Origin of the sequence: Argonema galeatum A003/A1, from assembly GCF_023333595.1 — a bacterium.
GTDB lineage: Bacteria > Cyanobacteriota > Cyanobacteriia > Cyanobacteriales > Aerosakkonemataceae > Argonema > Argonema galeatum.
In genome coordinates this window covers 78,496-104,809 of the sequence record NZ_JAIQZM010000017.1, presented here as the reverse complement: position 1 = coordinate 104,809, position 26,314 = coordinate 78,496, and the positions used below count along the sequence as shown (strand labels likewise).

General features: G+C 45.8%; 23 protein-coding genes. 10 read left to right on the top strand and 13 right to left on the bottom strand.

What is annotated here, in order from left to right; translation table 11 throughout:
• Positions 1-98: 98 nt before the first annotated feature.
• Both zds and LAY41_RS18395 read left to right on the top strand, forming a co-directional pair.
• Positions 99-1,532, top strand: coding sequence for a 9,9'-di-cis-zeta-carotene desaturase (zds, locus tag LAY41_RS18400; RefSeq protein ID WP_249101128.1), 1,434 nt, complete (start codon positions 99-101; stop codon positions 1,530-1,532).
• 206 nt (positions 1,533-1,738) lie between these two features.
• Positions 1,739-2,185 carry an SRPBCC family protein gene (locus tag LAY41_RS18395; RefSeq protein WP_249101125.1) on the top strand — a complete coding sequence of 149 codons (447 nt, stop codon included), beginning with the start codon at positions 1,739-1,741 and terminating at the stop codon, positions 2,183-2,185.
• 308 nt (positions 2,186-2,493) lie between these two features.
• On the opposite strand, the gene LAY41_RS18390 is transcribed toward LAY41_RS18395, so the two are convergent.
• The 4 genes from LAY41_RS18390 to LAY41_RS18375 all read right to left on the bottom strand — a co-directional run bounded on the left by LAY41_RS18390 (position 2,494) and on the right by LAY41_RS18375 (position 6,344).
• A complete protein-coding gene (locus LAY41_RS18390) occupies positions 2,494-3,876 on the bottom strand; it encodes a glycoside hydrolase 100 family protein (protein ID WP_249101122.1) in 1,383 nt (460 codons plus the stop codon).
• A 64-nt stretch (positions 3,877-3,940) separates the two neighbouring features.
• Positions 3,941-4,177: a 2Fe-2S iron-sulfur cluster-binding protein gene (locus tag LAY41_RS18385; RefSeq protein ID WP_249101118.1), complete on the bottom strand. Its 237-nt coding sequence runs from the start codon at positions 4,175-4,177 to the stop codon at positions 3,941-3,943.
• 150 nt (positions 4,178-4,327) lie between these two features.
• Positions 4,328-5,797: a cobyric acid synthase CobQ gene (cobQ, locus tag LAY41_RS18380; RefSeq protein ID WP_249101117.1), complete on the bottom strand. Its 1,470-nt coding sequence runs from the start codon at positions 5,795-5,797 to the stop codon at positions 4,328-4,330.
• Positions 5,798-5,933: 136 nt separating this feature from the next.
• On the bottom strand, positions 5,934-6,344 hold the full coding sequence (locus LAY41_RS18375) for an Npun_F0494 family protein (protein ID WP_249101114.1): 411 nt from the start codon (positions 6,342-6,344) through the stop codon (positions 5,934-5,936).
• Positions 6,345-6,531: 187 nt separating this feature from the next.
• Between LAY41_RS18375 and LAY41_RS18370 the strand changes: the two genes are divergently transcribed.
• The gene (locus LAY41_RS18370) at positions 6,532-6,969 is read left to right on the top strand and encodes a peroxiredoxin (RefSeq protein WP_249101111.1); all 438 of its coding nucleotides are present in this window, start codon (positions 6,532-6,534) and stop codon (positions 6,967-6,969) included.
• A gap of 45 nt (positions 6,970-7,014) precedes the next feature.
• On the opposite strand, the gene LAY41_RS18365 is transcribed toward LAY41_RS18370, so the two are convergent.
• Both LAY41_RS18365 and LAY41_RS18360 read right to left on the bottom strand, forming a co-directional pair.
• Positions 7,015-7,398 (bottom strand): hypothetical protein, encoded by a 384-nt coding sequence (locus LAY41_RS18365; RefSeq protein WP_249101108.1) that lies wholly within the window; start codon positions 7,396-7,398, stop codon positions 7,015-7,017.
• A gap of 119 nt (positions 7,399-7,517) precedes the next feature.
• Positions 7,518-9,005, bottom strand: coding sequence for a hypothetical protein (locus LAY41_RS18360; protein ID WP_249101105.1), 1,488 nt, complete (start codon positions 9,003-9,005; stop codon positions 7,518-7,520).
• A gap of 511 nt (positions 9,006-9,516) precedes the next feature.
• Between LAY41_RS18360 and LAY41_RS18355 the strand changes: the two genes are divergently transcribed.
• Together LAY41_RS18355 and LAY41_RS18350 are read left to right on the top strand one after the other, a co-directional pair.
• Entirely contained in the window at positions 9,517-9,822 is a 306-nt protein-coding gene (locus tag LAY41_RS18355; protein ID WP_249101102.1) for a hypothetical protein, read from the top strand.
• Positions 9,816-10,265 carry a type II toxin-antitoxin system VapC family toxin gene (locus LAY41_RS18350; RefSeq protein ID WP_338023017.1) on the top strand — a complete coding sequence of 150 codons (450 nt, stop codon included), beginning with the start codon at positions 9,816-9,818 and terminating at the stop codon, positions 10,263-10,265. The genes LAY41_RS18355 and LAY41_RS18350 overlap by 7 nt, the downstream gene beginning before the upstream one ends.
• 141 nt (positions 10,266-10,406) lie before the next feature.
• Here LAY41_RS18350 and csaB read toward each other — a convergent pair whose 3' ends face one another.
• Positions 10,407-11,459 carry a polysaccharide pyruvyl transferase CsaB gene (csaB, locus tag LAY41_RS18345; protein ID WP_249101098.1) on the bottom strand — a complete coding sequence of 351 codons (1,053 nt, stop codon included), beginning with the start codon at positions 11,457-11,459 and terminating at the stop codon, positions 10,407-10,409.
• Between the two features lie 195 nt (positions 11,460-11,654).
• Here csaB and LAY41_RS18340 point away from each other — a divergent pair, with 195 nt between their 5' ends.
• Entirely contained in the window at positions 11,655-11,846 is a 192-nt protein-coding gene (locus tag LAY41_RS18340; protein WP_249101095.1) for a DUF1816 domain-containing protein, read from the top strand.
• 196 nt (positions 11,847-12,042) lie between these two features.
• Here LAY41_RS18340 and LAY41_RS18335 read toward each other — a convergent pair whose 3' ends face one another.
• Positions 12,043-12,552, bottom strand: coding sequence for an anthrone oxygenase family protein (locus LAY41_RS18335; protein ID WP_338023012.1), 510 nt, complete (start codon positions 12,550-12,552; stop codon positions 12,043-12,045).
• A gap of 224 nt (positions 12,553-12,776) precedes the next feature.
• Positions 12,777-13,181: an MAPEG family protein gene (locus tag LAY41_RS18330; RefSeq protein WP_249101092.1), complete on the bottom strand. Its 405-nt coding sequence runs from the start codon at positions 13,179-13,181 to the stop codon at positions 12,777-12,779.
• Between the two features lie 145 nt (positions 13,182-13,326).
• Between LAY41_RS18330 and LAY41_RS18325 the strand changes: the two genes are divergently transcribed.
• From LAY41_RS18325 to LAY41_RS18315, 3 genes are all read left to right on the top strand, one after another.
• Positions 13,327-13,635, top strand: coding sequence for a DUF2499 domain-containing protein (locus LAY41_RS18325; protein ID WP_249101089.1), 309 nt, complete (start codon positions 13,327-13,329; stop codon positions 13,633-13,635).
• Complete coding sequence (locus tag LAY41_RS18320) at positions 13,632-13,946, top strand: DUF3593 domain-containing protein (RefSeq protein WP_249101086.1); 315 nt, start codon at positions 13,632-13,634, stop codon at positions 13,944-13,946. Before LAY41_RS18325 ends, LAY41_RS18320 begins: the two co-directional genes overlap by 4 nt.
• A gap of 111 nt (positions 13,947-14,057) precedes the next feature.
• Positions 14,058-16,094 (top strand): protein kinase domain-containing protein, encoded by a 2,037-nt coding sequence (locus LAY41_RS18315; RefSeq protein ID WP_338023011.1) that lies wholly within the window; start codon positions 14,058-14,060, stop codon positions 16,092-16,094.
• A 142-nt stretch (positions 16,095-16,236) separates the two neighbouring features.
• Here LAY41_RS18315 and dnaE read toward each other — a convergent pair whose 3' ends face one another.
• From dnaE to LAY41_RS18295, 4 genes are all read right to left on the bottom strand, one after another.
• The gene (dnaE, locus tag LAY41_RS18310) at positions 16,237-21,144 is read right to left on the bottom strand and encodes a DNA polymerase III subunit alpha (protein WP_249101083.1); all 4,908 of its coding nucleotides are present in this window, start codon (positions 21,142-21,144) and stop codon (positions 16,237-16,239) included.
• Between the two features lie 14 nt (positions 21,145-21,158).
• Positions 21,159-22,034 (bottom strand): alpha/beta hydrolase, encoded by an 876-nt coding sequence (locus LAY41_RS18305; protein ID WP_249101078.1) that lies wholly within the window; start codon positions 22,032-22,034, stop codon positions 21,159-21,161.
• Positions 22,035-22,360: 326 nt separating this feature from the next.
• A complete protein-coding gene (locus LAY41_RS18300) occupies positions 22,361-24,085 on the bottom strand; it encodes a ShlB/FhaC/HecB family hemolysin secretion/activation protein (protein WP_249101077.1) in 1,725 nt (574 codons plus the stop codon).
• Positions 24,086-24,683: 598 nt separating this feature from the next.
• Positions 24,684-25,361, bottom strand: a complete 678-nt coding sequence (locus tag LAY41_RS18295) for a hypothetical protein (protein ID WP_249101075.1) — start codon at positions 25,359-25,361, stop codon at positions 24,684-24,686.
• Between the two features lie 283 nt (positions 25,362-25,644).
• Between LAY41_RS18295 and rpsD the strand changes: the two genes are divergently transcribed.
• A complete protein-coding gene (gene rpsD, locus LAY41_RS18290) occupies positions 25,645-26,253 on the top strand; it encodes a 30S ribosomal protein S4 (protein ID WP_249101072.1) in 609 nt (202 codons plus the stop codon).
• Positions 26,254-26,314 lie beyond the last annotated feature (61 nt).

Below are 26,314 nucleotides of genomic sequence, written 5' to 3'. Positions count from 1 at the left end.
TCGCCCGTCCCTAACTACAATTTAGATGCGCGACAGCTTAATCATCTCTAGCGCGAAAGGAGTAAAATCTTTAGAGAAACCTGAGCAGGAAAGGCTGAATGCGAGTTGCGATCGTCGGGGCGGGATTGGCTGGAATGGCTACGGCTGTAGATCTGGTCGATGCTGGTTGCGAAGTAGAAATATTTGAGTCTCGTCCCTTTGTGGGGGGTAAAGTCGGTAGCTGGGTAGATGCCGATGGCAATCATGTTGAGATGGGATTGCACGTCTTTTTTGGTTGCTACTATCAGTTGTTCGATTTGATGAAGAAAGTGGGGGCGATCGAAAATCTGCGCCTCAAACAACATACCCACACCTTCATCAACCGGGGCGGCATAAAAGGTGAATTGGATTTTCGCTTCATTACTGGTGCGCCTTTCAACGGTTTGAAGGCATTTTTCACCACGTCGCAACTCTCGGTGCAAGATAAAATTCAGAATGCGATCGCACTCGGCACCAGTCCCCTAGTTCGCGGCTTGGTTGACTTTGAGGGCGCGATGAAAAATATCCGCAATCTCGATAAAATTAGCTTTGCCGACTGGTTCAGACGCCACGGCGGTTCGGATGGCAGCTTAAAGCGGATGTGGAATCCGATCGCCTACGCACTCGGTTTTATTGACTGCGAGAATATTTCCGCCCGCTGTATGCTCACCATTTTCCAGTTTTTTGCCGCCAAAACCGAAGCATCGGTACTGCGGATGCTGGAAGGTTCTCCTTACGAATATTTACACAAACCCATCATTCAATATCTGGAAGCGCGAGGGGCGAAAATACATACCCGCCGCCGCGTGCGAGAAATTCTCTTCACCGGGGAAGAAGAAACTCGCGTTACCGGCTTGGTAATTGCCAAAGGCGAAACCGAAGAAACTATCACCGCCGATGCCTATGTCTGCGCCTGCGATGTGCCGGGAATTCAGCGCGTTTTGCCGTCGGAGTGGCGCAAGTGGACGGAGTTCGATAATATCTATAAGTTAGATACCGTGCCTGTCGCGACGGTGCAGCTGCGGTTTGATGGCTGGGTAACGGAACTCGACGATTCCCAGGCGCAGAAACAGTTGGCTCATGCTGTGGGAATTGATAATCTGCTTTATACGGCTGATGCTGACTTTTCCTGCTTTGCTGACATGGCTTTGACTAGCCCATCCGATTATTATCGATCTGGACAAGGTTCCCTGTTGCAGCTGGTGCTGACTCCGGGAGATCCGTTTATAAAAGAGAGTAATGATGCGATCGCGCAGCACGTCCTCAAACAAGTTCGCGATCTCTTCCCCTCTTCGCGAAATCTGAACATGACCTGGTACAGTGTAGTCAAACTCGCCCAATCTCTCTACCGCGAAGCCCCTGGTATGGACCCCTATCGCCCAAATCAAAAAACCCCCATTGCCAATTTCTTCCTCGCAGGTAGTTACACTCAACAAGACTATATCGATAGTATGGAAGGAGCTACCCTTTCCGGGCGTCAAGCAGCCAAGGCAATTTTAGCTCGGAAAAAATAGGTCAGGACTTATGTACGCCCCCCTAGCCCCCCAAATGTGGGGGGAACAGGACTTTTCTCCCCCCACATTTGGGAGAACAGGATTCTTCTCCTCCCAGATTTGGGGGGTTGGGGGGGCCTACATAAGTCCTATAGTTTAGATAAGTCATCGGTAATTTCAGATTGCAAATTTGAAATCCAAAATCCTCTCATCCAAAATTTCCCAAAATGTCAGAGTGGCTAGAACATAGCGTACAAGTAGAAGTGGCGGTTCCTATCGAACTGGCTTGGAACCTTTGGTCCGATCTCGAACAAATGCCCCGCTGGATGAAGTGGATTGAATCCGTTAAAATTTTGGAAGACAATCCTGAGCTATCCCGTTGGAAACTAGCTAGTGGCGGTTTGGAATTCACCTGGCTTTCCCGCATCCTCAAAATGATACCCAACCAAATTATTCAGTGGGAATCCGTCGATGGTTTGCCAAATCGGGGCGCGATTCGCTTTTACGATCGCCACGGTAGCAGCATTGTTAAACTGACAGTAGCTTATGGTATTCCTGGTTGGCTTGGCAAATTGATGGATAATCTATTTTTGGGACGTATTGTTGAATCGACTATTCAAGCAGATTTAGAACGATTTAAAGAATACGCTCTCAAAGCTTACGCTCAATCTTAGAATTATTGATTCATCAACTCTTTATCGGGTGAAGTTATGTAATATCATATCCGGTTGCATCGTTAGTGTAAGAGTGAGAGCGTCAAATTGTCTGTTGTTATCAGTGGTTAAATTTTTAACGCAGATAAAGAAGGATGAACGCAGATGAACGCAGATATAAGAACGCAAATTTTTTAGGCAAGCGATGCTACCGGACATGATGTAAAAGCTTATAGTTTTCTGGTTTACTGTACCTGGTGTGTAATCCATTAATTTCGCTTGAGGTAATCTCCCATAACTACTTGGAAAAGACTTTATTGATAAAATTTCTACATTGCTTCAGGGTATTCCCCAAAACAAACTAATTTTAAATGATTTGGGTTGTTTATTAACTCTTTCGCTAATAAGTAACCGGCGATCGTCCAAGTTTGATATCTCCTCGCTTCTTTGCCAATCAGTCGGCCATTTTTACCATCATAGTATTCAGGCCATTGATCGGTGTTCAAACGTTTTTCAGCAATGTTAATCGCACGATGAGCCAGATCTATTCTACCCATTTTCTGCGCGGCTGCGGCTAACATCCAGATCAATACAGGCCAACTTCCACCATTATGATAAGACCAAGGTCTATTTTTAGGATCGCAGCCAGTCAGAATTTTCCATTCTAGGTCTTCTAAAGCGGGAAAACAAAGTTTCATCGGCATATCTCCAACCAGATCTTCCCATCGCGTTTCAATCAAGTTTAAGATTCCTAGCGACTGCTGTTTATTTGTTAAAGAGGAAACGATCGCCATTAAATTTCCCTGTGAAAAAAAGCGGCAATCTATCTGAGACGGGCCAAGATTACCTGCTAAATAGCCTCCGTCTTCTGGCAACCACTCTGTCAGTTTATGAAAGGGAATAGAATCTGAATATATATTGAATTTATTGAGAGCTTCTTCTCCATACTCCTCTACTTTGTAGCGATAAATCACATTCAAACGGTGAGTATCTAGCCAATAATTTTCTCGAATATGTTCGATCAAGGCAGGAAGGCGGCTACGAATTGCTTTGATTAGATATTGATTATCTTGATTGGGGAAAAGAAGTTCGCCACCAGCCCGCAAAGCAGCATAAAATAAGGATTGAATGTCCAAAGGATGCCCGTAAAGCCCCATGCGGCGATCGATCATACTCGCGCCATCTGGAACCAAAAGGGTGGGGTACATATCAAACCGCGCTACTAAGCACAGTTCCATAATTAGCCTGATACCTTCTTGGAAATCTTCTCGATAGACAAGCTTGGTATCTTTTGTACAGTTTACATAAGCTCGCAATAGTATCATCCACCAGAGACAGGAATCAACGGGTGCAACTCTAGCGATCGCGTGTTCGCCAAAATCTGCTTTCAGACGTTCCTTCCCATTGATAGATTCTACCTTGAAACTTGCTGGCATCAAGCCTCGGCCAGGTTTAGAAGAATTCAACTGCCTTTCTTTTGGCTGTAGCTTTAAGGTTTCTTCAAGAAAATTACGGACAATTTCCGACCTACCTTTGAGCAGAAAAACAATAGCACTAGAGACAAAATCGCGGATAAAGCACTGGTCGTAATTGAGTGCTTGGACATCGGGATCGCGGGCAGCTATTGTGCCAACCGGACGTTCTTGATAGTAGATAATCGAATTTTCAAGTGCTTGCCATGCTTCTTTTACAAGAGGCTCTTCTGTGATCATTTGATTCCTTTTACATAAATGCTCTAAGCTGGTAGTAGGTGAAAGAAAAGAATCCCACTACCAGCTACCAAGTGGGATCGACGAAAAGATTAATAGTTAGGTATTCGCGCCCAGCCGGTACTGCGGCGATACAAGCACAGATGCAGTGACCATCCTCAAGTTCCACGTCGCAGGCGTGACAAGAACCCATGAGGCAGCCAGTGGGAATGAATACACCCGCGCGATCGGCCACTTCCAGCAGCGGTTCTCCCACCTGAGCCTCAACAGTTATATCATCCGGTAAAAATCGAATTTTGGTCATTGGTCATTGGTCATTGGTCAGTGGTCAGTGGTCAGTTGTCAGTTGTCAGTTGTCAGTTGTCAGTGGATTTGTCATTTGTCATTAGTAAATTTCTTTACCTCTTCCCCTCTTCCCCTCTTCCCCTAGCCCCTAGCCCCTAGCTCCTAGCCCCTAATTAGGCAAAACTGGCGTTAAATCGAGGTGAGCCTCAACCGCAGTTGCCAGAGCGTCTAAAGAAGCTTCTCGCTGTTCTCGGTAATTGGGAATACCGTTGGGCAAAGCAGAAAGACCCCGTTGTTGCCGCAGCAAATTCAACCAAGCGCGTCGCCAGGGGCCATTATCAAAAAGCCCGTGCAGATAGGTGCCCCAAACGGATTGAGCGGAGTCAACCATGCCCAAATAGGGATCGTCGAATAAAGGTTGAGTTTGCGCCCCCTCCACCGTGCGGGTGCGCCCTTGATGAATTTCATAGCCTAGTACTGGTAAACCGACTTGAGGATAGTTAGATGTGACCTGCCGCTGACGAACGGTTTTTTGTGGCGTAATTACAGTTTTTACAGGTAAAAGTCCCAGTCCGTCGCAGCGACCTTCCGAACCCTCGATCCCTTCTGGATCTGCCACCATTTTACCCAGCATTTGGTAACCGCCGCAAATTCCCATGACGGTGCCGCCTGCCGCCACATAGTCTTGAATGGCTTCTGCCATACCTGTTTGTTTGAGAATCATCAAGTCAGCGATCGTAGTTTTGGAACCGGGAATTATCACTGCATCTGGATGTCCTAGATCTTGTTTGGGGTGGATGTACCTCAGATTAACGGTAGATTCTGCTTCCAGGGGGTCAAAATCGGTAAAATTAGAAATCCTGGGCAGGCGGATGACTGCGATCGTCAGGTCTTTGTTGGCACCGCTAGAACGACGTTCAAATAAATCGAGGGAGTCCTCGGCGGGGAAGTCATTGTCTATCCAGGGAATGACGCCGACGACGGGGATGCCTGTGCGTTCTTCTAACCAGGTGATACCGGGTTGCAGCAAACTTCGCTGTCCGCGAAACTTATTGATGATGACGCCCTTGACCAATTTCCGTTCCGCCGGTTCTAATAATTGTAAAGTACCTACAACGTGAGCGAAAGCACCACCGCGATCGATATCTACAACCAGTAAAGTGGGAGCATTAAGATGGCGAGCTACTCGCATATTAGTCAAGTCGCGGTGCTTGAGGTTAATCTCCGCCGGACTGCCAGCCCCCTCACAAACAATTAAATCGAATTCTGTACCTAAAACTTCTAGCGATTCTGTAATAGCTTGCCAGCCTACTTCAAAATATTGTTCGTAGTACTCCAAAGCGCTTGCTCTGCCTACTGCTTTACCTTTAATAATTATCTGGGAAGTCATATCGTTTTGAGGTTTGAGTAAAATGGGGTTCATTTCCACGGTGGGAATGATACCAGCAGCCCAAGCTTGCACTGCCTGAGCGTGACCGATTTCCCCGCCTGTGGCAGTAACATAAGCATTTAGAGCCATGTTTTGCCCTTTAAAAGGCGTTACTCGCCAGCCACGCCGTACTAAAATGCGACAGATGGCGGCTGTTAAGAGCGATTTTCCAGCGTGGGATGTAGTGCCCACAACCATAATGGCTTTCATAAGGTAATTAGGGATTAGGGGCTAGAAAAGTCAAAAGTCAAAAGTCAAAAATCAAAAGTCAAAAATCAAAAATCAAAAGAAAATAGGACTAGGGGCTAGAGAAAAGATGAAGGATGAAAAAACACTTTCCCAGTCCCTAAAAGAGAAGTCGGAACCAACGATTTAAGGCATTATAAATGCGATCGCGCCAGGTTGCTGGTGGCAAAACGTTGCCTTGATTCTGCCATTGCTCGATAATGTGGTGTCCCAGGGGTGTGAGGCGAAAACTATTCGTAATCCCTTGACCGTCTACCTCCCGCCGCAGCACACCCACTTGGATCAGCCAGTTCAGGGCATTTTCAGCTGCCAGATCGGACAGGGGACGTTGCGTGTATTGTTGCTTTTGAGCTACAATACCAGCGATTTCTTGAATATCTACACTTCTAGAGCGCATTGCGACAAACAGTGGCATCAGGAAGGGTGATACTCGTAGCGATCGCTCTGCCCGTTCTACGGTTCTTCTTGGATAAGAAAGCGATCTAGCGCCTAAATGATTAGCAGAAGTCATTGATTATCGTCAAAAATGATACCAGACAACAATATGGGAAAAATTAGCGTTCTAATTCGTTTCTATCATAAGGTGCTTTTATCTCTCAAAGGGCAAACTCTTTGCCAGAACGGTGGCAAGCGCTAACTGTAAAATCGGGTACAATCCAAAAGAGTAGACAATATAAAATTGAAAGGAAACTGCATTTATGGCTTTATCGGTTGGAACAGATGCCCCAGCATTGACAGCTAAAGACACCAATGGTAATACCGTTTCTCTGTCTGACTTTGCTGGTAAAACCGTTGTTTTGTACTTTTACCCGAAAGACGACACTCCCGGCTGCACCAAACAAGCTTGTAGCTTTCGGGATGCCTATGCAGACTATCAAGGCAAAGATGTCATAGTTTTAGGCGTCAGCAAAGACGATGAAGTTTCTCACCAACAGTTCACCGAGAAGTACAATTTGCCTTTTCCGCTTTTAGCTGACACCGATGGTGACATCATCAAAGCTTACGATGTTGATGGCGGCGGCTATGCTAAGCGCGTCACTTATGTGATTGATGGCACAGGCAAAATCGTTCACGTTGACAGCAGCGTGAACACTCCTACCCACGCCAGTGATATTATGGCAGTCATTGGAGCCTAATCTTTTCGTTTAAGTAGGGTAGGTATTGCCCACCCTACGATCGATTTAGTTGCCTTGTGCAGGGGTAACAGTACTCGCGGGATTACCTGGAGCGGCTTGATTTTGTTGAATCTGAAGGCGTTCTCGCTGTTGAGCCTTGAACTCAGCAGCGGCTGAGTCGAGGTTTTCTCTCTGTTCGACTGAAAAATCTTCTATACTGCGGTTATTACCCAAGTTGGCTCGATGGATCATGTCAAACACGCTGAAACCTTGACCTGTGCCTGAGCCATACACGGCGTCGTTATTATCTTGTCTCTGAAAATCTTGGGAAGGATCGCGGTCGAGGGATTGTGCCAAGATTATTTGAGGAAGCACAAAAGGAACTAAGGCAGTTCCGGCTAATAAGCCTAGAACCAGTTGAGTAAGTCGTTTACCTAAGATATGGTGCATTTTTATTTTCCTCTTCAAAAATAAAATAATGTTTCTTTTCCTTGGGTGCAGTCATAGTTGACGTACTCATGGTTATCCAAAACTTTGACATTTTGAACTGCACCTCGTTCCTCTGCTACTCAGCCTTTGTTAATGCGCGGAAAGGTTGGCAGGTCGATCGCTGCTAATGATTTAATTTTCTTGGGGGTACGCTGTGGATAAACTACAGGTGATGGCCAGTTGGGAGCTTGGCCAGAGGAACCGGACTCGTCGGTTGCCAGGGCGCGGACAATACCCGACTCACAGAAGGCTGTTGGTTCAAGCAATTCGCTTTCTGCTGCGGGATAATCTTCGCTCTTGTATGCTGCCACATCAATTGCATCTTGCCACTGTGCTAACTCCGGTACGGGATTTTCTGGTGAAGTAGCTTTTTCCGACAACATCGTGTCTTGAGTCAACCTTTCCAACTCTTGCCAGAGGTCTTCTTCAGCTAAACTGATGTTTGGAGTTGAGTCAGTTGTACGTCCTGCGGACAAATCCGATTCTAGCTCCAGGTTGGACTCTGCTGCACTTAAAAATGGGTTGACAAAAACGTCGATATCTGCATCTATTTTAGATAACAGGGGGGTGGCGTCACGCAGATCGCGATCGTATGAGGATTTTGGATTTGTTTCATAGTTGAAACCAGACGCTTGTACAGAATATTCCTCTTCATCCAAAATCGGCAATCCCACATCTAAACTCACGCGGTCAGAATCTATATCTTGCTCTGGCGATTCCGGTGCTGCTGACCACGGTTGAATGGGTTGGGGTTTAAACAGAGTTCTCGGCAATTCTAATATATTTTGGGGATTGCTTTGGGATATGGCCGTAGTAGCAGCAATGTTGCTGGTGGCAGTAGATTCTTTTATGGTAGGCATATCCAGACATTTGTCTAATGCCGCTTTGAATTGCAGGGTGTAACGTTGCTGGCGCTGGAGACGGTCTTGCAATTCCCCACAAGCCGTCTCGCTTTGCAAGAGCAGCTGAGATTGTTCGTTGTGGCGTTGTTGAGTGAGGGCACATTGGCGTTCCAATTGAGCTACTCGCTCTTGGCTGCTTTGCAACTGCTCGTTTAAAGTTTCAATTAAAATTTGCTGGCGCTGCGCGACTTGATGGGAAGTTTCCATCTCGCGGAACAGGCGTGTCAATTGCGCTTGGGTTGTTTGCAGCTCGATCGCCTGTTGGGCGAACCTCGTTTCTGCGGTTTGCGATCGCTCGATCTGCAATTGCAAGGCACTGTGGCATTCATCGAGCAGTTTCTCCATCTGCTCTGTATGCTCGATTAGATCGGTATTTTGCTGGCGCAGGGCTTCGCTTAGGCTGACCAATTCTACTACGTCGGCGTCGGATTGCCAAGCAAGCGCCTCTGCTATCGGGCTGCTGGTAATGGTGTCGTCTATTGGCTCGTGTGACGATTCAGAAACTAGCAGTGGATCTGTTTCTGGAGATTCTGCTGGCTGGTTAACTGATGTTGCTCTAGCATCGGTCAAATCTGCTTCAGGCTCAACTAAAGCTGATTCGATGCCGTCAAGCGGATCGGTTTCATCTCTTAGGGCTCTGCCGTTAGGGTTTTGGGCTTCACTCATCGCTCTTGCTTCTGAGAGTTGGGAATGCTGGTTCGCGTACTGGTCGCCTGCTTGTCAATAGCCTACCTCATATCCGCCGTTTTTGTTTTTGTCTCGATCGTTCTTCACGGCAACCAATCTTCTTTATCATACTTTTACTTTTTTGTAAATCCCCCCGGCTGGGCGGCTTATCTAAGTGGCAAAAAACTCGTGATTCCACTTTGTCTTAATTTCTACTTTTTTGCTGCCTGTTCTTCTATACTCCCTCAACTCTATTTTACCCACTTAGCCCGGTTTCACAGGCTTTTCGAGCTATAACTCTTGGGCCGATCGCTTTGGTCTTTTATTTATATAGTTATAACAAAGGCCAACATATCATTATTTATAAATTTAGCAAAATCTCCAAAATCTGTCAAATGGCGAAATTACGTGAAGTAATTGAGAATAATTTTTAATTATTTTGGCCAAATTGAGAAGTGGACGTTTCCATTAGGATATCAAAACAGGTGCAGGACGAAATTAACATCGTTCAATGATGCAGAATCAAGATACCCACAATCAATCCAACCTTGCTACCATGACCACCATCAAAGAACAACTCCTCGCCGCGATCGAAACCGCGACCGAATCGATTCTAGAGGAAACGCTCGAATACCTCCAAACCAGAAAAAATGCCTCCGCTATTAAACCAGCAGATCTCCCTATCCAAGATGGTGAACCGATCTTACGCGGCTCTAAAGCCAAAGATTTGCTAAAATTTGCTGGCACTTGGCAAGGTGACGACTTTGAGAAATGTCTTCAACTTGTGTACGACACCCGTTCCCAGGCTGAATTCTGATCTATCTGCTCGACACAAACCACTGTAGCCGCATCATCTTCGGCGAACTCAATCTCATCCAACAGCTACAAGCCCACAGCGAAGCGGGTGTTGCTACCAGCGTTATTGTGCGTGGGGAACTACTTTATATGGCCGCCAAATCCGAACAAACAGCAGCCAACCTCCAACAAATTAAAGTTTTTCTAAACACGATCGACCTTTACCCAATTAATTTACCAATCTCAGACATTTACGGCGATCTCAAAGGCAAACTCGTCAATGTATTTGGGCCTAAAGAAAAAGCCGATCGGCGAAAATTCAACATCCAAACTCTCGGCTTTGGAGATAACGATCTTTGGATCGCGGCTACTGCAATTCACTACAACCTCACAGTAGTATCAACAGACAATGATTTCCAACGTATCCAGCAGGTGCGACCTTTCGCTTTAGAGTCTTGGGTTTGAATTGTTCCAAATCCCACAGCGTTCGCGCAGTGTGCCGTAGGCAATCGCTTTTTGGTATTTTAGGTAAAATGCGATCGCATAGCGTGAGGTCGGCAGATCGCACTTTGTTTCGGATATGCGATCGCTCAACAACCTACCAAATCAATTTGCGACTAGAACTTGATTTAACAAATCGCGATGAATCAAAGCTCGGTCTACTAAAGATTGAATTTGAGCGGGCACTAACCCATCGCCATTAGCATAACATTCTAACCAAGCTTGACAAATCGAGTTGGGGTCATCTGGTATTTGAGATAAATCCCATCCTGGAATTGCCAATTCCTCCATCAATTGACTAACTTTGGGGTCATAGCTAAGGGCGAAACAGCGACATTCTGCTGCTGCTGCCATAATTAAACTATGCAAACGCATACCGATCGCCATTTCCACGCCTCGAAACAAACCTTTTAGCTGTCTGGGGTCTTCTGGGGCGATAATATGGCTGGAATCTGGCAAGTTCGAGTGAATTGACTGGGCAATAGCTAAGTCTTGAGATTTCTGAAACGGCACTAATAAAATACAGGTTTGAGTTGCTTTTTGAAAGTGAATTAAGGCATGAGTTAAGTTGGCAAGTCGGGCGGAGGTGAGTTGGGGATGCGATCGCAATGTCACTGCCACTCTGGGTGCCGGTAAGTCCCACAGCCCCTTGACTGGTAAGGAGTCTAACGCCCATACCGGATCGGGAGCCAACCAACAAGGAATTTGCCAATCTAATAATAGGGAAGCACTGGCCCGATCGCGCACGCTCACTGCCGAGCAACCTGCCAATACTCGTCGCGCCACAGAACGAGTCAGGCGACGTTTCAAAGGGCCAATTCCTTGCGCCCAAGCGATCGTTTTTAAGCCCATCTGCTGAGCTAATCCCATCAATCCGCCGTAGTAAAACGGGTTGGCGGCGCTGGTGACATCTTGCATCAGACTACCACCGCCCCAAATCAGAAAGTCCGATCGGCGTAGCGCTTGGAGAACTTGGGCGGGTGCCATGCGATCGCAGCTTTCCACATTGTAGCGATCGCGTGTCTCTCTTGGCTTGCCAGAAAGAACCAAGGGCGTCACGTCAGCCGGTAACATTTGCAGCAGCGAGGCTAACAACGCTTCATCCCCCCCGTTGCCTTTACCGTAGTAGCCGCACAAAACCGCCCGAATCTGTCCCATATTTTTCTCAAATGTATTCTTGTTATCAGTTTTTCCTTTCTGGCTGAGGCATAATTGCCAAGATAATATCACATCTGTTTAATCATTCTCTTAATAATGATTAGTTTTGTCATCGGTCAGCGCTGGGCCTGAGCAAGTTTTGCAGAAAAAGGAAAAAATCTTGCCTAAAATCAATAAAAAAAGGGAAGGTAGTAAATGTTTTGGTGGCTAGAGATTATTACCAAAGAACCTTACTGTATCTACTACTTTGGGCCTTTCGATAGCTTAAGAGAAGCTCAACTCGAACAATCTGGCTACATTGAAGACTTAAAACAGGAAGGTGCAGGAGAAATTTACGCTCAGATTAAGTTGTCTAATCCTGTTGAATTAACTATTTGCCAGGATTAATTGAGAATGAGCCGAAGGGAAAAATCTGATTTGCTAGGAAACATTGTGCGATCGCACTTGAGAAAGTATCGAAATTTATTACTTTACATAACAAAATTCCAAGTTCTAGAATTCTATGATGTCTCGACAATGCTTTGCTGTTGGTGCGACTTAGTAGAGACGTTCTGGCGGAACGTCTCCACGCCTCAAGCTTGTACTACGATCGCATCCCCCGATCGCCGAGTGCGATCATCAGCGATGCCGCTGCCGCCAGCGCCGCGAACGTCCGAACGTGATTCCAGACCGTCCAGTTGGCAAGGTAGTTTACCCATAGGCTCGCGCCCTCAGTGCTGTCCGGCTCAACTCTCGCCAGCGCCTCGTTCAGCGGCACATTGCACGCTAGAGTCACGCCAAATGTGCCAACGAGATAAAGCAGACTGCCGAGGAGTAGGTAGGCGGCACCGGGTTGATGCCACTTTAACAGCGAGGAGACAGCCAGAAAGATGCAAGTCGCAGCCGTTCCCAAGAACGCTGCCATAAACCACGGATTAATCACCGTGATATTGATAGATTGCATGGCAGCAATGCCTTGCGTTGGCGGGAGTCGGGTAAGGGCTTTCATCACGAACGCCGAGAAGGCGAAAAAGACTCCAGCCATAAGCCCGCAGCCTAGTGCCGCGAACAGCTTCAATGCGAAAAGCGAGTTGTTAACAGTTGTCATCTGCATAATGACTCTTTTAGTAGAACCACGGACGGTAAAGGTTGTTACTCATCTAAACCATCTTTCCAGAAGTATTCACTCCTAGTTTATTGCGCTTGGTTCCATGTAGATAATTTCCCAAATACAGAGGCTAGTAAAGAACTTCACAGACTTATTGAGATTTTTGACTGGTAGGTTTACGAAAATTTTAGTAGCCATGTTTTCTCATGATTGAAGGTTCATTTTTTTAACTAGAAGATTGCCAACGCAGTTAAAGCGACCAAGCAGACTAACTGAATAACTAAGCTTAAGAACCGAAACATCGGATTCAGCCCAGCTATGTGAATCAGGGAATGCACAAGCCGAAATACGATGTACAAAACAACAAGGAAATCTACCGCTGTTCCAGATACGCCCCGAACTGTGAGGAGAAACACAACTCCTATATACAAAGGAAGATTTTCTACTAAGTTAGACTGCACCCGAAATAGTCGCCAAAGCAAACTTTCGTCATTTTGTGTTCCGAAATCTTTTGGAGAACCTCCAGCGGATAAATGCCGAATCCTGACCGTGAGCAGAAGAGCAACGACAGCGATCGTCCACGCGATGAAAATTACTAGACCCCAGAGAGGGAAGGTCATATCGATAGTAGTCATGACTGAACTCATACACTTGATTAACTTTCAAAATAATCAACTTTAAAGCGCTCACCAGGTTCAAAGCCAGTATCACTTCGTGCCGTTCTGTGTTTGTACTAAAGCCGAAGCACTTTGCTATAATATCTGTTTTGTATAATTATTGATGCACGCGCTTTCAATTCCGACCTGGATTATCCATATTTCCAGCGTGATCGAGTGGATAGCCGCCATTTGGGCGATCTGGACTTACAGCGAAGTCAGCGGTAACCGAGCGTGGTGGGCTTTGTCTGTAGCCATGCTGCCAGCCTTGATCGGTGCTATGTGTGCCTGTACCTGGCATTTTTTCGATAACCTTGAATCTCTGGAATGGCTCGTCACCCTGCAAGCTACCATGACAATGCTGGGTAATTTCACCCTTTTGGCAGCAGGCTGGTGGATTTGGCGTTCTGTAAGACAAAAAGCACAGTTATGATGTTTCATCTTTCCAAAGAAGCCCTGTTCGCCCTATCTCTGTTTCCCTACCTGGGTTTTTTGTGGTTTCTCACCCGTTCGGGACAAACACCGCGTTTAGCTTTGATTGGATTTTATATGACGTTGGTTTTTGTCGGCGTCACTATCCCCGCCGGGATTTATGCCAAAATTGGATATGGCAAGTCTTTAGCTGATGTCGATTGGCTGCATGGCGGCGCGGAGTTCTTCTTGACGCTCTCCAATATTTTGGTTGTGCTAGGCTTCAGACGAGCGGTGATTGAGATCGAGCGATCGCCAAAAGAGAAAATATAAGTGCGATCGCGAAAAGAGCAAAGCGGTTGGACGATCGGCCTGACCAAAAAGTAGAGTAAAATAAGAAATCCTTCTCCCTCTGCCCCTCTACCCTTTTTGACTTTTGAATGAGTGACTTTTGACTTTTATAGCCCCTCTGCGCCTCTGCTCCTCTGCGACCTTGCCAATATGATTTGCTGTATTAATCCCAGTTGTCAGCAGCCTCTGAATAGTAAAGATACTAAATTTTGCCAAAGCTGTGGGATCAAAATAGAACCACTGCTGAGAAACCGCTACCGCGTCATCCGACCGATCGGTCAGGGAGGTTTTGGCAGAACCTACCTAGCAGTGGATGAAGATATGCTGCAAACCAGCTGCGTGATTAAGCAATTTTCGCCCCAAACGCAAGGAACCAAATCTCTAGAAAAAGCGATCGCACTCTTCAACCAAGAAGCAGTGCGACTTCATCAGCTGGGAGAACATCCGCAAATTCCCACCCTGCTAGCTTACTTCGAGCATGACAAACGCCTGTATCTCGTACAGCAGTTTATTGAAGGGCCGAATTTATTCCAAGAATTGCAGCGGCAGGGAGCATTTGGCGAAGAAAAAATCCGAGAACTTTTGCTGGATATCCTGCCAATTCTCAAATTTATCCACGATCGCCAAATAATTCACCGGGACATTACACCAACCAATATAATACGCCGTCAGATAGATGGCAAATTGGTGCTGATTGATTTTGGAATTGCCAAGCAGATCGCAGAAACGTCGAACGCTCAACCGGGCACAAGAATTGGCACAGAAGGATATGCACCGCTAGAACAGCTGCGAAGCGGTCAAGTATATCCCGCCAGCGACATCTACAGTTTGGGCGCAACCTGCATATTTCTGATGACCCAAACCAAACCCGATAATCTCTACAATCCCCTCGATGGTCGTTGGATATGGAAAGACCATCTGCTCAAAAAAGGGAAAGTATTCAGCTTGAGCTTGGGGCAGATTTTGGACAAGATGCTGCAAGATTTAGTTAACCAACGTTACCAATCAGCGCAACAGGTGCTGCAAGACCTAAATTCTCATCTTTCCCAACCTTCAATTTCAACAGCTACAATACCCACACAACTAGGTAGAGTTAGCCCACCCCCAACTTCCAAACCGCCTGCCTCCAGACCCAGTAGTTTTAACAATAATATCACCAGTCAGCTCACTTCCCAACCTCCTATTTCTAAGCATTTTACTTCTAGCCCATCTAAACCTCCTATTTCTAAGTTTCCAGGTAAGCTTTGGAAATGTATAAATACTTTAAGCGGACATTCATCCTGGGTAATGGCAGTTGCCATTAGCCCCAACAAGCAACTTCTTACTAGCGGCAGTCTCGACGACAAAATTAAGATTTGGAACCTCCAGAGTGGAGAATTGCTGCAAACTCTCACCGGACACGCCAAAGCTATTAATTCCCTCGCTATTAGCCCAGATGGAAAAATCCTCGTCAGCTGCGGTGATGACGATACAGTAAAAATTTGGGATCTTTACTCTGGAAAGTTACTTCATACCTTAAACGAGCATAATAGAGATGTTACTTCTGTTGCCATCAGCTCCAACGGACAAATCCTAGCTAGCGGTAGCGAAGACCGAACTATCAAAGTTTGGAAACTACAAAATGGGGCACAGATACGCACTCTATCGGGGGCGGCAGGGATAATTAAATCGGTTGCGATCGCACCGAATCAGCCTATCCTCGCCAGCGCCGGTCTTGACAACCAAATCAAGTTGTGGAATCTATCTACGGGAGTATTGCTTTTTACCCTCAAAGGCCATTTGAATTCAATTCATTCCGTTGCTTTTAACCCAGATGGGAAAATGCTTGTCAGCGCTTCTAAGGACAAGACAATTAAACTGTGGAATGTCAATAATGGCGAAAATATCCGCACTTTTTCTGGACATTCAGGCGCGGTAAATTCCGTTCTCATCACCCCGGATGGACAAACTATTATTAGCGGCAGCAGCGACAAGACGATCAAAGTTTGGAATCTGGCCACCGGAGAAGCGATCGATACTTTGGAAGAACATACCAACCCAGTTAATTCCCTAGCTCTTAGTGTCGATGGACAGATCCTTGCCAGTGGTAGTTGGGATAATACTATCAAAATCTGGCAAAGTTTTGGTTAATTATAGCAACTGCCAAAGCGATTAGGACAGTAGGGGCGAACGCGAGTGCGTGCCGGAGGCATTAGCATTCGGGTAGTAAATCTTCGGTTTTAACCAATAAATTATATGCCCGAATGCTTCGCCCCTACCTCAGATTTATGGCTTAACCGCCTTGGCGGTTGCTATAAAGTGTGATGGGCGGTTGGGTGCGAGCTGGAAACCCTCTATCATTGAGACGGGAGACAGCATCTTGGGGGTCTTGCACCCAGAAATTTTGTCCGAAGCTAACCAATTGACGATCGTCTTGACCTGCTACGATCGCCATCACCGGAACTTTTGGTTTGTCTGTCTCGCCTGAGTATTCTTTCAAAAAGTCTTTCAGGCGCTTAAGTTGTTCTTCATCGTTAACTTGCTGTAGTGTCAGTTGCAGCATCACGATCAGTTCTAAATCGTCTTCTAGTGGCGGAGATGTTTCCTCCGCCAGCGGTTCCGCTTCCAGGGGTTTGGCGTCATTTACAATCAGCTGGGTTTGTTCATCCTTTTGATCTCGACCTACCTTACCAAAGAGAATGACAGCGGTGTTTGTTACCAGCAATGAGCTAATTTTTTCATAGGTTTCTGGAAATACTACCGCAGGCGCTTGTTGACCTTCTAAATCTTCGATTTGCAAAATCGCCATCATGCGCCCATCTTTTTTAGTCACGATCTGCTTGACTTCTTTGAGCATCACGATCGCAGTTACGTTTCCCTTGCGGATATACTCGTCGATCTGACTGAGATTAATAGGCTCAATACCCTCCCGTTTAGCTACTTTCTCCGCCGATTTAAGCGGATGGTAAGATAAATAAAAGCCCAGCAGTTCTTGTTCAAACTCAGACTTTTCTTTCAAAGGAAAATCATCGACCTCTGGTATTTTAGGAGCTGGACTTCTCACCGAACCAAGATCGAAAAGTGTGGGTTGTTCCGATATTTCTTTACTTTTCTGCGTCCAAGTTACAACTAATGGTAAATATTCGATTAATTGTTTCCGGTTGGCGTCGATACTATCCAATGCACCGCATTTGATCAGGGATTCCAAGGCGCGGCTGTTGACGGTGTGGAGGTTAATGCGATCGCACAAATCCGGCAGAGATGTAAATGGCCCTTCTTGACGCGCTGCCAAAATATTTGCGATCGCGCCCTCTCCCACAGTTTTGACTGCTGACAACCCAAACAAAATCTTGCCCTTAGACGGCGTAAAATTTATCTGCGATCGATTAATATCTGGCCCCTCTACCGTAATTCCCAATCCTTGACAGTTGCCGATATATTTTTTTACCTTATCTTGGTCATCGCTGTTAGCCGTCAGCAGCGCCGCCATATATTCTTCTGGATAATTCGCCTTTAAATATGCTGTTTGATATGTCACATAGGCGTAAGCAGTTGAATGGGATTTGTTGAAGCAATATTCAGCGAACAAAACCATTTGATCGAATAGTTTATCCGCAACTATTTTTTTAATTCCATTCTTAGTCGCACCCTCAATAAACGCCTCCCTTTGCTTCTGCATTTCATCAGCTTTCTTCTTGCCCATGCAGTTGTGTGCAATAAAGTCATTAGCGAGTAAATTATGTGTTTCTGCAATAGTGAGATCGAATACTTCTTCCTCACCAACATATTCAATCGCAATAATCTCATCCCAAAATATTTCAGAATTAGCGATCGTCATTAACTCTGGATGCTGAAAAGCTGTAGCAAAATTGCGAATTCGATGACGAGCTAAACTCCTAGTTGGAGTTTTGTGGAAATTCAAACCAGAGGACATTTTATTGCTCGTTGCTCCCACAGCCTGGTCAATTTGCGCCCAAGTCATGCCACTGGCTTTTTTAGCATTTGCAATTATCTTGATGACTTCTGGAGGGATTGAATGCTTAGACTGATTTGGCAGCTTATCTTTTATAGCTACATAACAAACTTGTGCTTGCTGCGACTTAGAGCTACTCAGGTAGGGTTGAATCAGCTCGCAGAACTTAAGCATATCTTCGCGTCCTGTGATTTGCGCTCGATAAGAGATGTGAGGCTTACCTTGATATTTGATTCTCTTTACATTGAACAGAGCAACAATTCCCAGCCGCAATAGTAGGTGCTGAATTTGGATGATTAAAAGTTCAGAAGTTGAGGTGTAGTCTGTATGTCCGATCGCAGTATCAAAGCTGCCATCTGTTGACCATAAAGTTCCCAAGAAAAGTTGTAATTGGCTCTTGGATAACGAGAATACCCAACTGGGAATTTCTTTATCCCTGGAATGGGCGCGTTTTATGTGACTATCTACCCAGCGATTGAAAGCTGAAATAAAACCAATCCGGGCGTAGGTAACAGACTTACGACCGAAATGCAACTGATGATCCACCGGCGCAGGCGAACCAAATAGTTCTTCAGCACAATGATTGAAATCAGCAATCAGTTCGCGATCGCTGTTGCAGAAATAGCTACAAGCAGGACTTTTAGTAGAGAGATGTCCATCGCCAATCAGATACGCAGTCAGCTTAATTTGAGCGTCTGAGATTTCACTGCTATGATCGATAGGTAGTGTCTTGGCCAAACCGATGCGATCGCTTACTTTGAAATCTTTCAGAGGTTTCCATCCCAAAAGTGTATAAAAAAGATGATCGTCTGTCGCTCTAATTTTACGGTTAGTTTTGGTTATAATCTCCCAGACAGCTTTTACCCCATTATGATGAATTTCAGTAATTGGTTTTTGAGTAATTTTCTGCCTATCCAAATCTAGAGAAAATACTTTTCGTCCCAACCAATACTCAGGTTTTGCAGCGATCTCACTTAAAGTAACTAAACGACCTGTAGTCGCATCAACTATCTTTGTCGAGCCACTCAAACAACGCCTCAATAGATCGGCTTGACCCAAAGAATACCCAGCTAAATCTTGAGCAATTTTCATAATTTGCTCTTGATAAACAATGATTCCATAAGTTTCGTTGAGAATCGGCTCTAAAGCTTTATCTTCGTATTCGATCGCCTCTCGACCATGCTTCCGGTCAATAAACTTAGGAATCAGACCCGCATCCAATGGCCCCGGTCGATACAGCGCTAAAATCGAAGAAATATCTTCTATACTTGACGGCTTCAGTTTTGCCACCACATCAAGCATTCCAGAAGACTCCAATTGAAAAATACCTTCTAAATCTCCCGATTCTAACTTTTTATATGTATTTTCAACATCTCTAGGTCTTTTGTTTTGTTCGCCTTTCGATAAGATTTTATAACTCTTTCTTTCGTCAGCAGTTACATCGTCTGGATTTATTCTATGACCATGAGTTTGCCTAATCAAATCGATCGTATTTTGGATAATCGTCAAGTTTCTCAACCCCAGAAAATCCATCTTTAACAAACCCAGCGATTCCAAATCTTCCATGAAATACTGAGTAATTACAGAACCGTCATTATTCTTTTGTAGCGGCACAACTTCATCCAGAGGTTGTGCGGAAATCACTACACCAGCAGCGTGTACGCCAAAAGTTTTGTTAGTTCCTTCAATCCGCATCGCCATATCAATCCAGCGGCGTACTTTATCGTCGTTGTCGTATTTATCTTTAAATTCTGGCGCTGGCGTATCATTAGAAATCATCACCTTTAGTTTAGTCGGCTTCCCTCGCACTACCGGAATTAACTTTGCCATTTCATCGGATTCTTTGTAGGGAATATCCAAGACTCTGGCGACATCTTTCAAAACAGCTTTGGAAGTTAGCCGGTTAAATGTAATGATTTGCGCTACCCTATCTGCGCCGTATTTATTGGTGACGTATTTAATCACATCATCTCGTCTTTCGATACAGAAATCCGTATCAATATCTGGCATTGATTTACGTTCTGGATTCAAAAAACGCTCAAATAGAAGTCCGTGGTGAACTGGGTCGATATTAGTAATTTTTAGAACATAAGCGACAAGAGAACCGGCGGCAGAACCGCGACCTGGCCCAACGGGAATTTGGTTATCTCTGGCGTATTTGATGTAATCCCAAACCACTAGAAAGTAAGTGGAAAATCCCATCCGCTCGATCATTGTCAGTTCGTATTCTAGCCGTTCTTTGTAAACGGGATTGATGTCGCTGCGGGATTTAGTATTTAATCTTTCTAGGAGTCCTTCCCAGGCTTTTTCCTGGACGTAAGTATCTGGTGTGTGACCAGATGGAACGTCGGGATAGTCTGGAAGTCGAGCTTCACCTAAGATGTTGTATGGTTCTACTTTGTTAGCTACTTCCTGGGTATTGCCGATCGCATTTTTAATTACATCATCTGACAAATGATCCCGGAACAAATGCGCCATCTCTTCAGCGGATTTAAGATACTCAGTACCGCTATATCGCATCCGTTTTTCATCACTAATTAGCTGCTTGGTGTTAATGCAAAGCAGCGCATCGTGAGCTTCTACATCAGAACATTCTGTAAAATGGGAATCGTTTGTCGCTACGACTTTAATTTCTAATTCTTTGCCAATCTTAACTATTTCGACATTAACAATTCGGTCTTCCAGATAACCGTGATCTTGGATTTCCAAATAATAATCGTTGCCAAACAATTCTTTGTACCATTTGGCGCAATCCCGTGCTTCTTTCAGTTTACTTTGGAGAATCAACTGCGGTACTTCCCCGGCTCGACAACCGCTGGTCACAATTAGTCCTTCGCGGTATTGTTCCAGCAATTCTTTGTTAATGCAAGGACGAGAAAATATCCCTTTTCCTTGTACACCTTTGAGATGAGAAATAGTAGTAAGTTTGACTAAATTTTTATATCCTTGTTGATTTTTCGCTAATACGATTTGGTGATATTTTTTTCGACCTCGTTCTTGTTTTTCGATGTCGCCATTTACTACATACATTTCGTTACCAATAATCGGTTTGATGTTTTTAGTGCGACAAATTTTGATCAGTTCGATCGCACCGTACATGACGCCGTGATCTGTGAGTGCGATCGCAGGCATACCTAACGCGATGGCTCGTTCTACCAGATCGGGTAACTGACTGGCTCCATCAAGTAAACTATAGTCGCTGTGAGTGTGTAACCCAATAAAAGACATAGGATTTTCAGTTCTTATTTGTTAGTTTTCCGTTCTGCGAATTCAACGAATTTTTGAACAGTTTGGATATATTTGACCCCCGCGATATCAGCTACATTATTATGGTCTGCCTTGGGAACGACGAACAATTGTTTTGGTTCTGGGGCTGCCGCAAACAGCATTTGACTCATCCTATATGGTATCACACTGTCGTCCATACCGTGAATGAAAAGGACAGGCATTTTCAGCAAACGGACTTTACGAATAGAATCAAACCGCTGGTGAAGAATTAGATTTGTCGGAAATATCCTAAAATTGGGTCTTTCATTCACCATTTGACCCATTGAGGTAAACGAGCTTTGTACTATTAACGCTGCTGCGTCTGGATGTTGCACTGCTAGATCGATCGCGATCGCACCTCCCAGAGAATGACCGTAAATAAAAATATCTTTTGGCGAAATATGCCGTTCTTTAATTAAATAATTCCAAGCAGTTTCTGCATCCCGATATACACTTTTTTCGGTGGGAAATTTGCCTTCGCTGCGTCCGTAGCCACGATAATCAATTAACAGTACCGAAAACCCCAGCTTATGTAACCGAATCGCATGATAGACATTGGCTCCTATATTAATCCCATTGCCATGCAGATATAATAGTGTTCTTTGCCCTTTTCCGCGAATCCACCAGCCATGAATGCGTTCGACTTTGCCGTAACTGTTAAATACTGGCAACCAAACATCCTCAAAGCGGGCAAAAGTAGCAGGCGTTATTTCAATTACAGAAGATGGAAAAAAGATGAAGTGATTCTGCCACCAAAAAAGAAATAGACAGGCGGATGAGTAGGCTAGCGCGATCGATACTACCAAAACTTTCAGCAACTTTATTAAAGGTGGAACTAAAATTTTAGCCATACTTTATTATTAAATAAACCCGGTTTTTCAAAGAAACCAGATTTCTGAGGTGTACCTCATTCAATCGCAAACCGCTTTATATGCTGTTCGTTTGAATCGACAGTACATAAGCGATATCCAGAAATTGTCTGTTTTCATCGTTGGTTAATTTTTTACCGCAGATGAAGAGGGATGAACGCAGATAAACGCAGATATGAAAAGGGGATCTTCTTTACTGACTATGCTATTTGAGCAGAGGGGCAGAGGGGCAGGGGAGCAGAGGAGAAAAGAAATAAAAATGTTCTGAAATTGAACAAAAGCATAGCAACTCCGAAAGAGCCGAATTGTCAGAAAGGATTATATTGCAAGAAAAAATACAACCCCTTTTCCTGCAAAGTTCGATCGGTGTCATCAATATGAATCAGCGGGATGCCATAATCTATGCGAGCCCGCAGTTTGTCACCCATTTGCCACTGTATGCCGAGTCCGACTGCAGCGAGGTTATTGGGGTCTGGATTTAATCTTCCAGAACTGTTCCACCCTTTGCCCACATCAACAAACGGGATGATTTGCAAGACACCTTGCCGATCGCGGAGACGATAAACCGGAAATCGGACTTCGGCGGAAGCAAAAACGCCGTTATCGGTTAGCAAGGTGTCTTGGCGGTATCCCCGCACGCTTTCATTGCCGCCCACACCGAACTGCTCCAATGGTAACAGGGCGCGATCGCCTAACTGCACATCTGCGCGGAGCAACAGTACAGGAGAACTGGAGGCTGCGTTTTCTGAAGAGCCTAGAAGGCGCAACCACTGCGCCTGTCCCCGCCAACCGACAAATCGGCTATCGGGAAAGCGTTCGTTAATCGAGGCATCAAAGGCACCTATTCCGAAATTGAACTGCGACCTAGCAGCAAAGACAGAACGACTGCCTCGCTGCGTCCATTCCTGGAAAAACCTGATCGCTGAGATACTGGTGCGTCCTTCGTCGTCAGCTCCTGGGGAAAGCTGGAAAGGCTCATCTAATAGGAATGTCTTACTTTCGCGCCTAGAAGCGGTCAAACCAAGGGCGAATTCTTGGGTAGGAGTTTGAATAATTGGCTGTCGGTACGTCAGCTCGTAATCGCGGGAAACCGCCTCAATGTCCACTTGGTCGAAGGGTTCCTCAATGATGCTGCTTTTGGTGAAGCCAAAGCTGAGACGGACGGTGCCGTTGCGGGCATTTACGGGATAGATGTAGCTGGCGTCTACTTCGTGGCTGCCCAGGGTGTTGGCGTAGGACACGGTTAGGCTATCTCCCTGTCCCAGCAAATTGGCTTCGGTAAAGGCTATGCCCCGGCGGAAGGTGCCCACGCTGGGGGCACGACCGTTATCGAGGGTGATTTGAACATCTTCGGTTCTGGCGGGTCGTACTGTTACCTCCAGCACACTTAATCCAGGACGCGATCCCGCTGATAGTTCGGCGGAGATATTTCTGATTAAGGGGTTGAGTTGCAGCAGTTGCAGGGATTCCAGCAGGCGGCTGACCTTCAGGGGTTTGTTGGTGCCCAGGGCTACGCGCGATCGCACATAGTTGGGATTCAAACGCCCACTACCGTTGACTCTGATTTCTTCTACAGCACCTTCCACCACCTGAATTTTGACTGTGCCACCTGTAAGCATTTGGGGCGGGATAAAGGCACCAGAAGTGATATACCCATTGTCAATGTATAGCTTAGTCACCGCAGAACGAGCTTCAAGCAACTGGGCAAAGGAAACCTCCCCCACGAAGGGCTTCAGTACTTTGTCAAACTCTTCGCGGCTGAAGACAGTGCTGCCGACAATCTCGTAGCGTTCAACTTTGATGGCGTTACTAAGGTTACCGGGGGCTTGTTCTGGGACTGTGGGAGTCTCTCTGGTAGGCGGTTGCAGAAGTTCCTCTGGCGGCGGTAGTGGGGTAAGCTCAGGCAGAGGCTGCGGTGTCGGGAGAATCGGGTTGGGTATTTGGCTTGGAGTCGGGGTAATCGTCTGGGCTTTCAGCGCTTCAGTATACAGGTTTCCAGTCAGCACTATCAGACTTAGCGCTAGATAGGTCAATCGATTTTGGATTTTGGATTTTGGATTTTGGATTGACCCCCAAATGGTCGAGAGAGGGCAAGCAATACTGAAAAGGTTTTTTTCTTCTTTACAACTTTCAGTCGGGGGCTTGAGACTTTTTGGGTTTTCGGTCAAAAGGCAAAGGGCAATAGACAAAACTGACATATCTTTTTTCCCTCTTTCTTTTACCTTTTTACTTTTCACCTTCGACTTTGTATTAGCGTGTTTAGGGTGCATTGCAATACGCTGATGTTATTCCTGGACTATATACCGTAGGCACCAGAGCCGCCTGGGTAGGGGCGAAGAAAAGAGCGCTGACATTTTTGTTGATTATCAATAAGATAACTACGTAAGTGCTTAGTGGGTAGAGGGTAAGGAAAAAGCGCCGACATTTTTGGTGATTAACTCAAGTTGCTAGTTAGTTCCATTGGCTGTTGTTCGGAATGGATATTAGTACGTAGTTGCGCTTTAGCGCTCTTTGAGCGCTAAAGCGCAACTACGTACCTGTAAGGGCTTTCGCATTTGCCCAAGAAAGATTTTGCATCTGACCTAGAAATTATCATTCTTTATTTGCGAAAGCCCTGAAAGCCAAGATTCTTTAGAAACCACGCGGCTCGATCGGCAACACTGGCAATCTCGTTGGCCCAAGCGGCGCTGCATTCGGGGGCACCAATATTGGCCGATCGGGTGACGAAGTGCGCCTTGGTACTACACCGGGGGGGTAGAAATCCTGGGGCCGATCGCTCGCATCAATACAGGTTCCCATCACTTGACCCACAGAAAAATCTACTTCGCGATTCAATCCCACCACGCACTCAGCAAAACGTACCGGCAAAAGACTGCGGCGGCAGTTATCCAAAACATCTGGAGCCGGTGAGTTTTGGGTGCCGTTGCTGATGTTCACCACGCAAGTTGCCAAATCGCGGGGACGGCGCACCTTTGTACAAGTGGAAAGGGCATCCCTAGCGGCGATGTTCGTCTGCTGGTAAATCTGAGTAACGCAGATGGTTAAGTCTTTAGGATAGAGCGATGCCGCACAGGCGTCCGCTGCTACCGCAGCAGATATACCAGCACGCAACAACTCCGAGGCGCACAGTTGGAAATTATTGCGGTAAACTGCCTCAGCAGGTTTGCTGGGCATCACAACCGCCAGCGACAACAGCGTCCAAAGCGGCGGGGCCCAAAAGCCAATTAAACGAAACGATTTATTGCCCAAACGCATTCCCATAATGGTTTTACTTTGACAAATTTTTGCCGGTATGAATTTTATTGACATTCCCAATTTTAAGATTTTGGGGATTCTTGCTCGATCGAGCCACCTTGCTTACTCCCTTCGGGCCAGAAGATTATCTATCATTCTTTTTCCCCTATGCCCCTGGAGCCCCTCTGCGGCCTTATAGATATTCTTGAGAGCCAGAAAGGAGTAAGTGCTGTTTCCAGATTTAAGTAGCGGGTCATGCGATCGCACAAATTTTACCTCCTTATTGATATTTTCGGTAAAATTTTGCGATACTAGAAAGTCTGGCTATTATTTGATAAAGGTCTAGAGAGGAAGCGGAATGTCGCGATATAGAGGCCCACGCCTCAGAATAGTTCGTCGTTTGGGTGACTTACCCGGCTTAACCCGTAAGTCCGCAAGACGAGCCTACCCCCCAGGTCAGCACGGTCAGAACCGCAAGAAGCGCTCTGAGTATGCCATCCGTTTAGAAGAAAAGCAAAAGCTTCGCTTTAACTATGGTTTAACAGAAAGACAGCTCCTGCGCTACGTGCGTAGAGCCCGTCGCGTTACCGGCTCAACCGGACAAGTGCTGTTGCAATTGCTGGAAATGCGCCTGGATAACACGGTCTTTCGTATGGGTATGGCTCCCACTATACCAGCAGCCCGTCAGCTGGTAAATCACGGTCACATCACCATTAACGGTCGTGTGGTGGACATTCCCAGCTACAGTTGCAGACCCGGAGAAGTTATTGCCGTCAGAGACAAGGAACACTCCCGCAAGCTGGTAGAAGCTAACCTGCAATACCCCGGTTTGGCAAATCTACCCAATCATCTTGAGTTTGATAAGAACAAGCTCATTGGCAAGGTGAATGGTGTGATTGAGCGCGAATGGGTGGCGTTACAAGTTAACGAATTGCTGATTGTTGAGTACTACTCACGGCAAGCTTAACGATTTTAGATTTTGGATTTTAGATTTTGGATTGAATCTAAAATCTAAAATCTGAAATTAT

What these genes read in the sequence shown, in the direction of transcription:
- zds (WP_249101128.1), top strand. Translation starts at nt 99, where the DNA reads ATGCGAGTTGCGATCGTCGGGGCGGGATTGGCTGGAATGGCTACGGCT.
- LAY41_RS18395 (WP_249101125.1), top strand. Translation starts at nt 1,739, where the DNA reads ATGTCAGAGTGGCTAGAACATAGCGTACAAGTAGAAGTGGCGGTTCCT.
- LAY41_RS18390 (WP_249101122.1), bottom strand. Translation starts at nt 3,876, where the DNA reads ATGATCACAGAAGAGCCTCTTGTAAAAGAAGCATGGCAAGCACTTGAA.
- LAY41_RS18385 (WP_249101118.1), bottom strand. Translation starts at nt 4,177, where the DNA reads ATGACCAAAATTCGATTTTTACCGGATGATATAACTGTTGAGGCTCAG.
- cobQ (WP_249101117.1), bottom strand. Translation starts at nt 5,797, where the DNA reads ATGAAAGCCATTATGGTTGTGGGCACTACATCCCACGCTGGAAAATCG.
- LAY41_RS18375 (WP_249101114.1), bottom strand. Translation starts at nt 6,344, where the DNA reads ATGACTTCTGCTAATCATTTAGGCGCTAGATCGCTTTCTTATCCAAGA.
- LAY41_RS18370 (WP_249101111.1), top strand. Translation starts at nt 6,532, where the DNA reads ATGGCTTTATCGGTTGGAACAGATGCCCCAGCATTGACAGCTAAAGAC.
- LAY41_RS18365 (WP_249101108.1), bottom strand. Translation starts at nt 7,398, where the DNA reads ATGCACCATATCTTAGGTAAACGACTTACTCAACTGGTTCTAGGCTTA.
- LAY41_RS18360 (WP_249101105.1), bottom strand. Translation starts at nt 9,005, where the DNA reads ATGAGTGAAGCCCAAAACCCTAACGGCAGAGCCCTAAGAGATGAAACC.
- LAY41_RS18355 (WP_249101102.1), top strand. Translation starts at nt 9,517, where the DNA reads ATGATGCAGAATCAAGATACCCACAATCAATCCAACCTTGCTACCATG.
- csaB (WP_249101098.1), bottom strand. Translation starts at nt 11,459, where the DNA reads ATGGGACAGATTCGGGCGGTTTTGTGCGGCTACTACGGTAAAGGCAAC.
- LAY41_RS18340 (WP_249101095.1), top strand. Translation starts at nt 11,655, where the DNA reads ATGTTTTGGTGGCTAGAGATTATTACCAAAGAACCTTACTGTATCTAC.
- LAY41_RS18335 (WP_338023012.1), bottom strand. Translation starts at nt 12,552, where the DNA reads ATGCAGATGACAACTGTTAACAACTCGCTTTTCGCATTGAAGCTGTTC.
- LAY41_RS18330 (WP_249101092.1), bottom strand. Translation starts at nt 13,181, where the DNA reads ATGACTACTATCGATATGACCTTCCCTCTCTGGGGTCTAGTAATTTTC.
- LAY41_RS18325 (WP_249101089.1), top strand. Translation starts at nt 13,327, where the DNA reads ATGCACGCGCTTTCAATTCCGACCTGGATTATCCATATTTCCAGCGTG.
- LAY41_RS18320 (WP_249101086.1), top strand. Translation starts at nt 13,632, where the DNA reads ATGATGTTTCATCTTTCCAAAGAAGCCCTGTTCGCCCTATCTCTGTTT.
- dnaE (WP_249101083.1), bottom strand. Translation starts at nt 21,144, where the DNA reads ATGTCTTTTATTGGGTTACACACTCACAGCGACTATAGTTTACTTGAT.
- LAY41_RS18305 (WP_249101078.1), bottom strand. Translation starts at nt 22,034, where the DNA reads ATGGCTAAAATTTTAGTTCCACCTTTAATAAAGTTGCTGAAAGTTTTG.
- LAY41_RS18295 (WP_249101075.1), bottom strand. Translation starts at nt 25,361, where the DNA reads ATGTCAATAAAATTCATACCGGCAAAAATTTGTCAAAGTAAAACCATT.
- rpsD (WP_249101072.1), top strand. Translation starts at nt 25,645, where the DNA reads ATGTCGCGATATAGAGGCCCACGCCTCAGAATAGTTCGTCGTTTGGGT.